Raw genomic sequence first — 14,677 nt, forward strand, 5'->3', positions numbered from 1 at the left:
TAATGACTAATGACTAATGACTAATGACTAATGACTAATGACTAATGACTAATGACTAATGACTAATGACTAATGACTAATGACTAATGACTAATGACTAATGACTAATGACTAATGACTAATGACTTCTTGGCTTCTTAAGAGCGCTTTGGAGATGCTAGATTGCGGAATGAGGTAAATTGGGCATCGAATAAAAGTTTGATGATGCCTGTGGGGCCGTTTCGGTGTTTGGTGATGATGACTTCGGCAATTCCGCGATCGGGCGAATCGGGGTTGTAATATTCATCTCGGTAAAGCATAATGACTAAATCGGCGTCCTGCTCGATACTATTATGAGCGTACAATCCTTGTGTAGCAAAGTTTTTAACTTTATCTACCGTTAGATCGTAAACCATTTCTTCGCCGATGAAATCTATCTTTTTTATTTTATCCCAATAGATATCGCTAGCAGCAATTTTCAGAATTTCTTCAGATTCTAGAAGATTAGCTAACTGCATAGCTCGTTCTCTACTGATATCACATTGATAGGAACTGTCGCCACAATAGCGCACGCCCAAACCTGCTTTAATTTGTTTAGTTGTTAAACCCAAACGTTCTCTGGCAATATTAACTTGGGTTCGCCAAACTTGGTTGGGAATTAAATCTCGGTTGGTATTAGCCCGTCCAGAATTTTCTAGATATATTTTGAGGGCGAATAAACTTTCTTGTTTATAATTGCCAACCGCACCAATCCCATATACAAATTTTTCTAGACATTGCTTCCCGCCCACCCATACTTGATATTGAGTTCGTCCTTTGTTTCCTTGGGAAACGGATTTCAAAGATGCATTAATATTCAATTTTAATAATAACGATCGAACTCCCCGCGCTAGTCTTTCGCTACTAGATCCATAGTAAACACTGGGATAGTGGGAATTGTCTTTACTCGTGCGGATACAACCATCAGTTGCCCATAGGTGTCGAAGGAAAAGAGCGATCGATTCTTGCGGTTGGGTAAATACTAAACTGGGAATAAATTTTTCATGGGAACGTAAACCAAAGATTTCTAATTGTTCGAGCCATTTAGTAATCTGATTTTTAATATTGGGAGCTAGACGATAACTAGCGGGGAGATAAACTTGATACCAATCGCGTTCGCGTTTAATGCGGGGATTAATTTGATCGCCAAATACTTCTCTAGCCAAATGTGCAACTAATTCAGCTAAATCTAATTCTCGCGTCGTGTACTGAATGGTATGTCGGGGCAAAGTACAACCATCACCAATTAAATGTCCTAGTAAAGCTAATTCAGCATTACCCATCGTCTGCACTTCAGTACAAGGAATTGATCGAGGTGTAGCAATCCGATCGCCTATTTTTAATTCATCTAAACGCTTCCAACCATCTGATGTAAAGAACTTATGATTGCCGGTTGCTGTAATCGAATTTCCCAAGCAAGTTGTCATCTCCCAGACTGGCTTGACTCCCGTACAAAAAGCATTAGTCACAATCGCTTTTTCCTGTTTCAGGGTATCTGAATTTAATCCCCAAACAGCAAAGCCAGATTTGCCGACTAAATCGCGAATTGGGACTTCTAATCCACTATCCGCCAGCGTAACTAAACTATCACCTGTTAAGCAGCCACTTTCGCGTAAATCAGACATCATCGGCCGCTTATTTGTCCTTGCTTCTACACTGCGACTCAACTGAGACAAAGCAATAATCGGCACGTTGAGCTCGCGGGCTAAACCTTTGAGGCTTCTAGTAATTCGAGATAATTCTTGGACGCGGTTGTCGCTGCTACCTTCCATTAATTGCAGGTAATCTAGCAAAATCAATCCTAGAGCTCCGCCTTGTTCCGCTTGGAGGCGGCGGACTTTCGATCGAATCTCCATCACGGTAATATTGGGAGTATCGTCAATAAACAATGGCAGTTCTGATAAGTTGCCAATGGCTGTACTAATTGGTTCCCATTCGTTTTGACTGATTCTGCCCGATCGCAACCTGTTACTTTCTATTTTGGCTTCACTGGACAAGATACGCTGCACTAGCTGTTCTTTCGACATTTCTAAGCTAAAAACGGCAACCGGCAATTTTTGCTGTCCAGCAGCGATGTGGTGGGCGATGTTGGTACAGAAAGCCGTTTTGCCCATTGCTGGCCTAGCCGCAACGATGATTAAATCCGATCGCTGAAAGCCACCTGTCATGGCATCTAAATCATAAAAACCGCAGGGAATACCGGGAAGTGTCAGGCCTTCATTGCGATTTTCTAAGTCTTGAAATGTTTGGTTTAGGGTTTCGCCGATGGATACTAAATCCTGTTGCGGGCGGTCTTGAGTGATGCCAAAAACTTCTTGTTCGGCGCGGTCTAAGACTGTTTCTAGCGGTGCTGCTGTCTCGTAACCTAATTGTACTATGTTGTTGCCAGCTTCGATCAATCGGCGGCGCTGATATTTGTCTTCAACTAGGGCTGCATATTGGTCGATGTTGACTGCTGAAACTGTGCGATCGACTAATTGTGCTAATTTAGTGAGTCCTCCGACTTGTTCTAACTGGTTGCGATCTGTCAACCAAGTTGTCACCGTCATTAAATCTGTCGGTTGGCCTTGCAAAAATAGCCCTAATGCCGATCGATAAATGACTTGATGAGCGGTGATGGCAAAAAACTCCGGTCGCAGAAGTTCGGCAATTCGAGAAATCGCTTCGGGGTCAATTAAAATCCCGCCTAAAATTGCTTCTTCTGCCTCTATATTTGTCGGCATCAAATCGCTCATTAGTCAATAGTCCTCAGTCATTAGTCATTAGTCATTAGTCATTAGTCATTAGTCATTAGTCATTGGTCATTGGTCATTGGTCATTGGTTGCGATTTATTAGTCTTCAGTTTTCAACCTGCAAGTTAGCATTCCTCAGTCTTTCGTTAGCTGTACTCAGTTCTTAGCTAATGACTAATGACTGATGACTGATGACTAATAACTAATGACTGATGACTGATGACTCTTAATTACATCGGGACAACTTGAATATTAACTTCGGCGGTAACTTCCGCGTGAAGTTTGATTTCAGCTTTGTATGTACCAGTGCCCCGAATTTCGGGTAGGGTGATGCCGCGCCGATCGACTTCTTGACTGGTAGAGTTGAAAATCAGTTCTGCTACTTCTTGGTTGGTGACAGTACCAAAAATCGCGTCTCCTTCGCCGACTTGCTTGGAGATGATGAAAGGCCCGGCTGCTTCCAAGGCGGTTTTGCGGACTTCAGCTTGCTGCTTGAGTTCTAACTGGCGCAGTCTTTCTTCTTCACGGCGGCGCTCTGCTTGCTTGAGAATGCCCGGAGTGGCTCTAAATCCCATTCCTTGGGGTACTAGGTAGTTGCGGGCGTAGCCTGGGGCTACTTCTACTACGTCGCCAGCTTTGCCGAGTTTGCTGACATCTTTGTTTAATACTAATTGGACGCGCTTGGCCATGATCGTTGCTTGTGGGGTTTTAATTGCAACTTTCTATAATAGCGAAGTTTGAAGGGCGATCGCAAGGGAGAAGAAAGAAGTCATTAGTCATTAGTCATTAGTCATTAGTCATGTTTTGCTGTCCCCCCCCGAGCTTTCCGTCCAACGTCATCAGGAAGAGGAATGAGATATCATTCATTTTTGGCGGGTTCATCCGTCTCAAGGGAAGGTTGTTAAGGCATTGGAGAGGACTCAAGTCCTCACTGCGAAGCTGATTGAGCAAGGACTGAAGTCCGAACGATCGAACCTGTTATGGATTTTTTAGCTTTTGGCTCATCAATCGCCCTACAGCGGCCAATAACTCACTCGGATCGATGGGCTTAGATAAATGTTGGTCAAATCCGGCTTGCAAAATTTGGCGCTCGTTCGCTTCTCCAGCATAGGCCGTTAGGGCGATCGCCACCAAATCTCGATACTCTGGCGCAAGCTGAGTGCGGATGTGACGGATCAGCATATATCCGTCCATCTGCGGCATTCCGATGTCGCTGACGAGCAAATCCGGTGCAGTTTGCGCGATCGACAGCAGCGCCTCAGCAGCAGAAGATAGCGCAATCACCTTTGCACCCCCTTGGCCGAGGACGAAGGCGACAAAATCCCGCGAGTCGAGATCATCATCTACCACCAAAATTCTCAATCCCGAGAGCGGGAAAGATGAAATATCGCAACTACCAGACGAATTGACCGCTTCTAACCGCTGCGCTCTAGAATCATCATTTAATAGCGGTAATCTCACCGTAAACGTCGCTCCTTGACCTTCTCCAGCGCTTTCTACAAATACCGTCCCGCCGTGCAGTTCGATCAGTTGGCGGACGATCGCCAATCCCAATCCCAAACCCCCAAATTTGCGAGTAGTCGCGCCGTCTTCTTGTCGGAAATGCTCGAAAACATAGGGCAAGAAATCGGGAATAATACCTTTACCCGTGTCGGCGACTTGAATTTCCACTTCTTGGCCACCGACTTGCGTTAATCTAACTTCAACTCTACCGCCTTCGGGCGTAAATTTTACCGCATTCGATAACAAATTCCACACAACTTGCTGCAAGCGACTTGTATCGCCGAGAACGAGTCCGACATCGGGATTTAAAATTGTTTCGATTTGAATTTTTTTAGCTTCGGCTGCTAATTGCACCGTTTCCAAAGCAGACAAAATAATGATTCCCACATTCACCGGAGCCACAGTCAATCTGAGCTTCCCTTGCAGAATTCTAGACACATCTAGCAAGTCTTCGATTAATTGAGATTGCAGTCTGGCGTTGCGCTCGATTGTCTCCAACGCTTTGGCTGTTTGAGTCGCGCTCAGCTTCCCTGCTAGCAGCAGTTGCGACCAGCCTAAAATCGGATTTAGGGGCGATCGCAACTCGTGAGAAAGCACCGCCAGAAACTCGTCTTTAATCCGGTTAGCTCGCTCGGCTTCCGCGCGGGCAGTTTGTTCCAATTGCAGAACCATATCGCGCTCGATTTCTACTTTTTTGCCCTCTGTCATATCGATCGCAGAGCCAATAAAACCTTCAAATTGTCCGCTTTCAGTAAATCGAGGAGCCGCCGCATCCAGCGCCCAAGAATATCCGCCATCCGGGCGTCCCACGCGAAATTCCATGCGGTAAGGTTCCTGGCGTTCGTTGGCCATCAAAAATGCGTTTTTGGCTGGTTCTCGGTCTTCTGGATGCAAAGCATTTATCCAACCAAATCCTAAACCTGTTTCTTGAGTTTGACCGGTGAATTCATACCAGCTTTCGCTGAGGAAAGTGCAGTAACCTGTGGAGTCTGTTACCCAGACCATAAAAGGAGTGTTGTTAGCCATATTGCGGAATCGCTCTTCGCTTTCTTGCAACGCTGCTTCTGATTGTTTGCGTTCTGTAATATCGCGACAGACAATCACTCCACCTTGGATTTCGTTGCTAGTATCAACCACCGGATAACCGCTGATACTGATCCAGCGACTTTCGCCATCTTGGCGGTCGATAAATACTTCTACATCATTGACATATTCGCCTTTGATTGCTCTGACTAGGGGTAGTTCAGCGTTGGGAAATAGGGTTTTTTTGTCTGGCAAAAATACTCCGTAGGTGCTCGACCATTCCTCCCAGGATTTTTCATTCGATAGCTGACCGAATATCCCCTCGGCGGCTCGGTTAAACAGCACAAACTCCCCTTGTTGGTTGGCAAGAATTAAACCGTCACCAATGCTGTCAATAATTACTTGTAGTAACTTTGTTTGTTCTTGCCGCTCGATTTCTGCTCGTTTGCGATTTGTGATGTCGCTGGAGATGCCAATCAAGCCGATCACTTCTCCCGCCTGATTGCGGTAGGGAGCTTTCATTACCAGAAATGTCCGAATGCCATCGTGAGATTCTTCGAGGACTTCTGTTTGTCCAGATTCCATAATGCGCCGATCGTTTTCCGTGACTGTGACTGCAAGTTCTACTACTGGGTATAAATCGATATCGCGCCAGCCAATTACTTCATCAGCAGTTTTTCCCAGCGCCTCCAGCGCGGGCGGATTGGCATAAATAATCCGTCCTTCTCGATCTTTGACAAAAATTGGCGTGGGCGCTGACTCGTTAATCACGTTCAAAATTGCATTCTTTTGTCGCAGTTCTTCTTCTGTGCGTTTGCGATCGGTAATATCGCTCCAATAAGCCGTCAATCCTCCGGCGGCTGGATAGGCGCTGACTTCTACATAAACTTGAAGTGAAGGTGAAAATTCTTCAAATTTGACAGAAACTTGCTCGTTAATAACTCGATGAAATTCTTGATATACTCTCGAATTGGATTCTTTCTCGGCGGGGAACATCTCCCAGATCGATCGACCTAACAAGTCGTTTCTCGATCGCGCCAGCAATTTTTCAGCAGTGGCATTAACGTAGGTATAGCGCCATTGCGAATCGAAGGCGATAAAGGCATCGGTAATACTTTCGATAATATTGCTGACCTGCTGTTTGGCCTCGGCGATGGCGAGTTCAGCGTTTTTGCGATCGGTGATTACTTCCGAAAAAATCATGATCCCGCCAATCTCACCGCTGTTGGTGCGCCAAGGGTGAATTTCCCAGCGCACCCAGTCCATCGAGCCATCAGCGCGGGGAAACAGTTCTTCTGGGCAGATTTCGACTGCTCCCGCCAGACAGCGCTGGTGGATTTGTTTCCAACGATCGGGCAAATCTGGCAATATATCGTAATGCGATCGCCCGACAATATTTTGAGCGCCCAGCCCGTAGTTAGCCAGCCAGCGATCGCTCACCAGCATATACTGCATCTGGCGGTCAAACATCGCCACCCCCACAGGCGAATGTTTAACAAACAGTCGCAACTTGCTGTAGTGTTCGCGCAGAAGATTTTCCGCCTGTTTGCGATCGCTGATGTCTTTGAAAAGTATGGCGACTTTGCGGCTGTGCGGCTCGGGAGTGCGGAACGCCGAAACCTCAAACCAGCGGTTCATCGCTTCGGAGCCGTGTTCAAAGCGCAGCGGTTCCCCCGTGAGCGCGACTTTGCCGTACACCTCAAACCAATAATTTTCGTGCTCTGGAATGAGCTGTCGCATCGTTTTACCCGCAGCTTGTACGAGTCCGGTTTGTTTCTCGAAGGCCGGATTGATTTCTAAGAAGCGGTAATCGATCGGCTTTTCGTTGTCGTCAAACAGCATTTCGATGATGCAAAAGCCTTCGTCTAGGGACTCAAACAAAGTGCGGTAGCGTTCTTCGGATCGGCGCAAAGCTTCTTCTGCTTGTTTGCGATCGCTAATATCCACAAACGCTCCCACACAGCCGCAAACTGCGCCCTGTTCGTCAAATAACGGCACCGCATTCACCAACCAATCAAAAGTCGCTCCGTCCGATCGCACCATTTGAATTTCCACATCCCGCACTTCGGAGCCCGAAGCCGCAGCCCGCTGCATTGGGAGCTCTTCTGGCGGGATTTCTACTCCGTTGCTGAGTTGTCTGAACGGAAGGACTGCGGCTTGCTCTCCGCTTGCAGAAACATTGGCATCGGGCGGCACTGCGAGCATCGATTGAGCAAACCGGTTAGCGCGAATTACTTGACACTGGGCGTCGTCTGCGATCGTAATTCCGACGGGTACGGCATCAAGGATTGATTGCAATTCATTCACTCGCCACTCTAGTTCCTGGTTGAGCCGTTGAATTTCTCTTTTGCTAGCTTGGCGATGCGTAATTTCGTGTACCGTCACGTTCACGCCCAAAACGCGATCGTCCTCGGCCCTGAGCGGATAGAGACTCAACAGCCAATCCTGTTCGACTCCCGGCTGTGCTGAGTTCGTCCTGCGAAGTTCGAGCTGTTGAAGTGGAACTTTAGTTTCAATAACTTGTCGGTAAAGCGGCTCTAAATCATCTGCCATTTCTGGCAAAATTTCGCGCAATGTTTTGCCGATGTGGGCGGCGGCTGGAACTCCGTTAATTTCTGCTAGCCGATCGTTGATCCGGACAAACCGCAACTCGGTATCGACAAAGCAAAGTCCGATCGGCGCGCTAGCATAAATCGCCTCAATTTCTGCAAGTTGTTGCCGCGCAGTTTGGGCTTGTTGAATAAAAGCAGCCCGATCCGCTTTCTGCTGGGTGACATCTTGAAAATAAACCGCAATTCCCGAGGCGATCGGATAAGCTCGTACTGCATACCAAGCATTGAGCGGCTCATAAAAAGATTCAAAACTAACCGTAACTTGCTCTCTGGCGCAGCGCAGGTATTCCTGCTCGAACAAACTACCCGCAGATTCGGGAAACTCTTCCCAAACGCTGTTACCAATCAGCTCTTGCGGGAGTCGATTCAGCCACTGCGCCGCTTGAGAATTGAGGTAGGTAAATCGCCAGTCTCGATCCAAAGCAAAGAACCCGTCGGAAATACTTTCGAGTGTGTCTGAGAGTTGTGGCGCGCCGACGTTACAGGCTGCTTCTGGCTGAGGTTGAGCAATTTCGGTGAAGGTTGTAACTACGGCGTAGGGAGTCGATCGATCTCCCTGAAATAAAGGTTGAGAATTGAGATTCAACCAAATCAATTCTCCCTGCGGTTGATAAAAGCCCATAATAACATTTGAGCTTGGCTGCCCGGTTGAAAGCGCCACCATCGGCGGGTGCATCTCGCCGGGAAAATCCGAGCCATCTTGACGCACAGTCTGCCACGGACAGTTTATCGAAGAGTTGCCCTGCATTTGTTGTGCTGTCATCCCCAACAGTTTTTCGGCGCGAGCATTGCACCCCTGAATGCTACCGTCTGCCAATTGCAAAACCATGCCTATATCTGTTGGTAAAGGCGCGCCCGGGTAAAGCGCGTTGTTAGAATACGTTGAAACACAGGGGTCGATGTGCTGTTGGGGTTCAGTATTGCCTAGATTTTTCATCGATTTCTAACAACGGTTTGAGTTTTGGCTAAGCCAATCGCGATCGTTAAATAATTATACGGAAATCATTCCGAGGAAGTATTACTTTAAACAGGGTTACAATTCAAACTTAAGAGGGATGTCGATCGTCCTACTGGAATGTTGATATCGGGACAATTTATTGTATCGCACAGTCCCTGAGCTTAACCAGTTGCCGCTACAGAGCAAAGGCCAGAGGCAGTTTTCTGGCTGTTTCAAAGCAGGGGTAAGCCCGATCGGTTTTCTTGGTGGCTGCATATTATCAACGGCTGTGGCTCGTTGCACACATTTGACGTGATGCAGGTATGTAAGGCTGACGTTGCTATTGTCAAAATCGGTCTTTCATGGCGCGCAATTGAGCGAAGGTTTGGACGGGATCGCGGGTGTTGGCTGCTGATTGGAGGTTGGGCAAATCCCAGCGCAAAAATGGGTTGGTCTTTTTCTCGATGCCGATCGAGGATGGTATGGTAGGTTGCGATCGGCTGCGCGCTTCTTTAACTTCGGCTAAGCGCTGCTGCAGATCGGGATTGTCGCCATCTACGCCGATCGCAAATTGCAAGTTTTGCAGCGTGTATTCGTGGGCGCACCAAACTCTGGTACTGTCCGGCAGGTTTCGCAATTGTTCCAGAGAAGCTAGCATTTGAGCTGGAGTGCCTTCTTTCAGTCTGCCGCAGCCTCCCGCGAATAAAGTGTCCCCACAGAACAATTCGCCGGTTTCGCCTTGGTTGCGCGCGGGGAAATAGTAGGCTATGTGAGCTTTTGTGTGGCCTGGTACGAAGAAGACTTCGGCGGTTCTGCCGGCAAATTCTACTCGATCGCCCGCTTGCAAAAACACTTGCTGTCCGGGAATTCTGCCTCTATCTTGTGCGCCGCCGTAAACTTTAATTTGCCGAAAGCGATCGATCAGTTGCTGGTTGCCGCCTATGTGGTCGTTGTGGTGGTGCGTGTTGAAAATTGCTGTTAATTCGGCTCCGAGCGAGCTCAGTTGCTGCAAGACCGGTTCTGCTCGGGCTGGATCGACGACTGCTGCTGTCTGGCGATCGGGGTCGTGCAGCAAGAAAATGTAATTGTCGGACAGTACCGGGATTTGATAGACCTGCATAGAATTACCTCTGGATAAAAATTATTATAGAATCAAATTTAGTGCGATCGCACTTCCGAGGCAGGCTTAATTCATAATTATAGACTCCGCGCATCTATCTTTGGGAGTATAACCTCGATCTTGTGTCCGATCGATTAACCGCAGGCGCGACGGGTTCGTAGTGCGGAATGCGAGTCCGTAAAATTCTGCGGAATGCGAGTCCGTACTAGGAACCATTTTTGTTATCGTAATCGAGCGGACATGATATGATAGATTATTTCTGCTGTTCCACAAATCGATTTGCATCATTTCTGAGTTAAGAATTGCCAGCATCTTTAACTATTCTGACATAAAGGCGATCGAATAAATGCGAACATCTCCCAACAAATCGAACTTGACAATTTCTCAAATGGTCGATCGGATTGTAGCGTCTGGCAAAATTGCTCGCCGCGAACATTTAGTTTTGACTTCCACTATCCTATCTGATGATAAAATTTCCGAAGAAGACCGATATCAAATCAATCGCATCTTTGATTATCTTCAAATTGGTCGCCTTAAGTTTATCGATTAATTTTTTTAGTTGACAGTTGAAAGTTGACAAAAAAACAGACTTAACCCAACCCTAAAATAATACAATCGACTATCCAACTACAAAAAAAAACAGAATAAAATGAGTACAAAAAAACCAACAATTTTGGTAACAGGTGGAGCTGGATATATTGGCTCTCACGCAGTATTAGCACTGAAAAAAGCTGGTTACGACGTGATAATTTTGGACAATTTAGTTTACGGACACCAAGATTTAGTAGACCGGGTTTTGCAAGTAAAATTGGTAGTGGGCGATACGAACGATCGCGCTTTGCTCGACAACCTGTTCGCCACTCACGAAATTGCAGCAGTAATGCACTTTTCAGCCTATGCTTACGTGGGCGAATCTGTTACCGATCCAGCTAAATATTACCGCAACAACGTCATCGGCACAATTACACTTTTAGAAGCAATGATCGCTGCGGGAGTGAAAAAATTTGTGTTTTCTTCAACCTGCGCGACTTACGGCGTACCGCATAAAATTCCCATCGCAGAAGACCACCCACAAAATCCGATAAATCCCTACGGCGCTACTAAGTTAATGGTAGAACGAATTTTGTCCGATTTTGATGTTGCGTACAATTTTAAATCAGTTTGTTTCCGCTATTTTAACGCGGCTGGGGCAGATCCAAACGGGTTGTTAGGAGAAGATCACAATCCAGAAACTCACCTGATTCCGTTGGTGTTGATGGCGGCTTTGGGTAAGCGGGATTCGATCGCAATTTTTGGGACAGATTACGATACTCCCGACGGTAGTTGCATTCGCGATTACATTCACGTTAACGATTTGGCATCGGCTCACATTTTAGGATTGGAATATTTGTTAAATGACGGCAAATCTGATTTCTTTAATTTGGGAAATGGCGGCGGATTTTCGGTAAAAGAAGTGATACAAACGGCTCGTGAAGTGACTGGAAAAGAGATTAAAGCGGTTGAGTGCGATCGCCGTCCGGGAGACCCAGCAGCCTTAGTTGGTAGCAGCGAAAAAGCTATCAAAATTTTGGGTTGGTGTCCAGAATATCCCGACATTAAGGATATTTTAATTCACGCTTGGCAGTGGCATCAAAAACGACACTCCACTTAGTAAGCTGTTGCTCATATAGATTGTGTATGGCAATTGACGCTCCGATGGGGAGAGAATTTGACAAATTTTATTTGCACAACAGCTTATTTAGGGTGCTGACAACCAGAGAAAGTCTGGCGCGAGAGACAAGGTAAACTCGAAAGAATCGAGGGCGACAGCTTCCACGGAGTTAAGAAAATGTTTTTTGGTAAGCCGGAAATGCTGCCGCCAGCTCGTTAATAAGAGGAAAAAGAAAGAGTAGGCTTGAGTTGCGTAAATATTGGATTGATGGGTTAACCGCAGATGTCAAGCGGATACACACAGATGGACGCAGATAATTCAATAATTGAAAGTGAATTAGTGCGAGATGTCTAGTGGATGCTCCAAACCATATTTGATGATATGACTTACCGGCAAAAAACTCCCATCAGCGTGCTGGTGGAATTACCCAGCTTGAATTATATATATGAAGTTTGCCCGATCGCTCCGAAAAGCAATTCTGTTATTTCTGATCTCCTGTTTGCTATCCGTTGCAATTCCTCCCGCAGTTGCTCAGATTCAGTCACCGCCTGCTGTGCAGCTTGTCCGACAAGCTCGCACTCTGTGGGAAGAAAAACGTTTTTCCGAAGCTGTACCGCTCTTGCAGCAAGCGGCGGTACAGTTTGAGAAAACAGGCGAAAATCTCCCTCTCGCCACAGCCTTGAGCAATTTAGCTGCAACCTACGGGCAGTTAGCACTTTGGGAACAAGCAGAACAAGCTGTGAATTCGAGTTTGTCGGTGGTGCGAACCGAACCCAAAACTGCCGAACAGCAGCGGATTTTGGCTGAAACTCTCAACATTCAAGGACAGTTGCAACTCGAACGGGGACAGACTCAAGATGCGATCGATAACTTCGACTCAAGCGCTAAAATATTCGAGCAAATCGATCGCAAAAACCAACTTTTTCAAGTTCAAATCAATCAAAGTCGGGCTTGGGAAACTCTCGGACTTTACCCAAGAGCTTGCAAAATTCTGTTAACTTCCTTGATGTTGGAAAACCAAACTTGTGCAGTTTCGACATCAGATTTGGCAACTTTAAAAAATCAGCCTATTTCTGCCGAAAAAGTCCGGGCAGTTCATGCTTTAGGGCGGGTGCTGCGGGTTTTGGGACAACTGGAAAACTCCCAAACTTTGCTATTAGAGGCACTGACAGCAGCCCAAAAATTAGGTATCAAACAAGATGAAGCGGCAATTTATCTCAATCTGGGAAATACGGCGCGGGCGAAAAGTAATAAACCGGGTTTGAACACCCGACAGCAGGCTGACTTGGAAGCCTCGGCTCTAGAATATTACGATCGCTCGGCGGCAATCACAGTCGCAACACCTCTACAAATTCAGGCGCAGTTGAACAAATTAAGTCTGTTGGTCGATCGCACAAACTGGTCGGAAGCAGAGGTTTTGTGGCGTTCCATCGAACCTCAAACCGCTGAATTGGCTTCAAATCGTGCGGGACTTTACGCTCGAATTAACCTAGCTCAAAGCTTGATGAAATTAGCTCAGTCGCCTGCAAAAACTTTGAGCTTAAGCGATGTTGACAAAATGCTCGAACGCTCAGCAGCACCGGCAAATAGTTTGGGCGACAAACGCATACAAGCTTACATTCTGGCAGCTAGGGGCAAACTTTCGGAATTGCAGCAGCAGCATCAGCAGGCGGAAAGTTTGACAAATCAGGCTTTGAGTTTGGCACCAGTGTTTGAATCTCCCGATATTGCCTATCAATTATTGTGGCAACTCGGACGGATTCGGAAAGCTCAGGGAAATACAGAAGGGGCGATCGCCCAATATACTCAAGCTGTAAATGTATTGTCTTCTCTGCGGGGCGATTTGGTGACAGTGAATCCCGAAGTACAATTTTCGTTTCGGGAAAGTGCCGAACCGGTTTATCGGGAATTAGTCGGACTGCTTTTGGCAGAGGAATCTCCGAGTCAAGCTAAATTGAAACTGGCGCGCCAAACGGTGGAATCTTTGCAGTTGGCGGAATTGGATAACTTTTTTCGGGATGCTTGCGCTGATGCTAAACCACAGTCGATCGAGCAAATCGATCCTGCTGCGGCGGTGATTTATCCAATTATTTTGAGCGATCGTTTGGAGGTAATTTTATCAATTCCCGGCAAACCACTGCGCCGCTACACTACCAATAAGTCTCAAGCCGAGTTAGAAACAGCCTTCAGACTAGCCAAAAATACGATCCGGCCTGCTGCGTTTCCCCGCGACAGGTTGCCCGCCGTCCAACAGGTTTACGACTGGTTAATTCGCCCCGCAGAGGCTGATTTGACTGCCAGCGGAATTAAAACTCTGGTATTTGTACTCGACGGTTATTTGCGAAATCTGCCGATGGCGGTGCTGCACGACGGCGAAAAGTTTTTGCTAGAAAAGTACAGTATTGCTTTGGCACCAGGACTGCAATTGCTGACACCCAAACCTCTGAGGGAAGTTAAGTTAAGAGTGCTCGCGGCTGCCCTCTCAGAAGCGCGTCAAGGCTTCTCGGCTTTGCCGGGGGTGAAACGAGAAATTCAACAAATTTCTGCTCAGATTCCCGCTACTGACCTGCTGAATGAAGATTTTGTTAGCGGGCGGTTGCGCGATAAAATCAAATCTTTGTCTTACCCGATCGTCCATTTGGCAACTCACGGTCAGTTTAGCTCGAATGCGGCGGATACTTTTATTGTGACTTGGGACGAGCGGGTGAATGTCAAGGAGTTCGATCGACTGCTGCGATCGCGCACTGGGGATAACCAACAGCCGATCGAGCTTTTAGTGTTGAGTGCTTGCGAAACAGCTTCGGGCGACAATCGCGCGGCTTTGGGTTTGGCCGGGGCGGCAATTCGATCGGGTGCCCGGAGCACAGTCGCCACGCTTTGGCAAGTCAACGACGAATCTACTGCTATCTTTATGACTGAGTTTTATCGGCAGCTTGCTGCTTCTAAAACCACCAAAGCTGAAGCCCTCCGCAACGCTCAATTAACCTTGTTGCAAAACCAAGAATATAAAAATCCCTACTACTGGGCTGCTTTCATACTCGTGGGGAATTGGCAATAATGTGAACTACCAGACGCTGACC

At 46.9% G+C, this 14,677-nt stretch carries 7 protein-coding genes; 3 read left to right on the forward strand and 4 right to left on the reverse strand.

Translation table 11 applies throughout. From position 1 onward, the window contains the following. Nucleotides 1-137: 137 nt before the first annotated feature. The 4 genes from IQ263_RS14740 to gloB form a co-directional block, all read right to left on the reverse strand. Nucleotides 138-2,753, reverse strand: a complete 2,616-nt coding sequence (locus IQ263_RS14740) for a replicative DNA helicase (protein ID WP_194068082.1) — start codon at nt 2,751-2,753, stop codon at nt 138-140. 228 nt (nt 2,754-2,981) lie between these two features. Next, on the reverse strand, nt 2,982-3,440 hold the full coding sequence (gene rplI / locus IQ263_RS14745; RefSeq protein WP_194009876.1) for a 50S ribosomal protein L9: 459 nt from the start codon (nt 3,438-3,440) through the stop codon (nt 2,982-2,984). A 289-nt stretch (nt 3,441-3,729) separates the two neighbouring features. After that, nucleotides 3,730-8,826 (reverse strand): PAS domain-containing protein, encoded by a 5,097-nt coding sequence (locus tag IQ263_RS14750; RefSeq protein ID WP_194068083.1) that lies wholly within the window; start codon nt 8,824-8,826, stop codon nt 3,730-3,732. Between the two features lie 346 nt (nt 8,827-9,172). Beyond that, a complete protein-coding gene (gene gloB / locus IQ263_RS14755; protein ID WP_194068084.1) occupies nt 9,173-9,946 on the reverse strand; it encodes a hydroxyacylglutathione hydrolase in 774 nt (257 codons plus the stop codon). 346 nt (nt 9,947-10,292) lie between these two features. Here gloB and IQ263_RS14760 point away from each other — a divergent pair, with 346 nt between their 5' ends. The 3 genes from IQ263_RS14760 (at nt 10,293) to IQ263_RS14770 (ending at nt 14,655) form a co-directional block, all read left to right on the forward strand. Then, a complete protein-coding gene (locus IQ263_RS14760) occupies nt 10,293-10,496 on the forward strand; it encodes a hypothetical protein (RefSeq protein WP_194068085.1) in 204 nt (67 codons plus the stop codon). A gap of 99 nt (nt 10,497-10,595) precedes the next feature. Further along, complete coding sequence (gene galE / locus IQ263_RS14765) at nt 10,596-11,597, forward strand: UDP-glucose 4-epimerase GalE (RefSeq protein WP_194068086.1); 1,002 nt, start codon at nt 10,596-10,598, stop codon at nt 11,595-11,597. Nucleotides 11,598-12,042: 445 nt separating this feature from the next. Then, nucleotides 12,043-14,655 carry a CHAT domain-containing protein gene (locus IQ263_RS14770; protein ID WP_194068087.1) on the forward strand — a complete coding sequence of 871 codons (2,613 nt, stop codon included), beginning with the start codon at nt 12,043-12,045 and terminating at the stop codon, nt 14,653-14,655. Nucleotides 14,656-14,677 lie beyond the last annotated feature (22 nt).

Origin of the sequence: Tychonema sp. LEGE 06208 (assembly GCF_015207505.1) — a bacterium.
Lineage (GTDB): Bacteria > Cyanobacteriota > Cyanobacteriia > Cyanobacteriales > Microcoleaceae > Microcoleus.

Excerpts from the sequence above, each read along its gene's own strand:
- IQ263_RS14740 (WP_194068082.1), bottom strand. The coding sequence starts at position 2,753 with ATGAGCGATTTGATGCCGACAAATATAGAGGCAGAAGAAGCAATTTTA.
- rplI (WP_194009876.1), bottom strand. The coding sequence starts at position 3,440 with ATGGCCAAGCGCGTCCAATTAGTATTAAACAAAGATGTCAGCAAACTC.
- IQ263_RS14750 (WP_194068083.1), bottom strand. The coding sequence starts at position 8,826 with ATGAAAAATCTAGGCAATACTGAACCCCAACAGCACATCGACCCCTGT.
- gloB (WP_194068084.1), bottom strand. The coding sequence starts at position 9,946 with ATGCAGGTCTATCAAATCCCGGTACTGTCCGACAATTACATTTTCTTG.
- IQ263_RS14760 (WP_194068085.1), top strand. The coding sequence starts at position 10,293 with ATGCGAACATCTCCCAACAAATCGAACTTGACAATTTCTCAAATGGTC.
- galE (WP_194068086.1), top strand. The coding sequence starts at position 10,596 with ATGAGTACAAAAAAACCAACAATTTTGGTAACAGGTGGAGCTGGATAT.
- IQ263_RS14770 (WP_194068087.1), top strand. The coding sequence starts at position 12,043 with ATGAAGTTTGCCCGATCGCTCCGAAAAGCAATTCTGTTATTTCTGATC.